Origin of the sequence: Psychrobacter sp. Sarcosine-3u-12 (genome assembly GCF_002836005.1) — a bacterium.
Lineage (GTDB): Bacteria > Pseudomonadota > Gammaproteobacteria > Pseudomonadales > Moraxellaceae > Psychrobacter > Psychrobacter okhotskensis.
On the sequence record NZ_PJBY01000049.1, the window covers coordinates 1 to 466 of the forward strand.

Here is a 466-nt window from a genome sequence, read left to right on the forward strand (position 1 = left end):
AGGCGACGGCGTACTTTGCCAATGAGGAACGTTAAGAAACAGTCTAGTAGACTGTTTTAGTGACGCAAGACGTAGGGCTATGCCCGCAGTGACAGTTAGTGAAGTACGCCTTTATCAAGGATAACCAGAAGATATTTAGCATAACCACTATGTGCCGTGTGTTAAGGGTTAAGCCCTCAAGCTATTACGACTGGATTAGTCGTGACATCAGTGACCAACAGATACACCGCAACCAGTCTGAATTACTGGTTAAAGCGGCTCACAGTGAAACGAAAGAATGTTATGGCGTAGATCGACTGCATGCTCATCTAAGCGAGCAAGGCCATAACATTAGCTTGTATATGGTAAGAAGCATCAAAGAGCAACACGGCATTAAATGTCGTCGTCATAAGCGCTTTAAAGTGACCACCGACTCTAATCACAACAAGCTAGTTTATCCGAATGTGCTGGATCAGCAGTTTGATGC

Annotated in this window: 1 pseudogene; it reads left to right on the top strand. The window is 44.6% G+C overall.

Annotated elements, in window-relative coordinates:
• Nucleotides 1–92 precede the first annotated feature (92 nt).
• Nucleotides 93–466, top strand: a pseudogene (locus CXF65_RS01095) (IS3 family transposase); the annotation flags it as partial.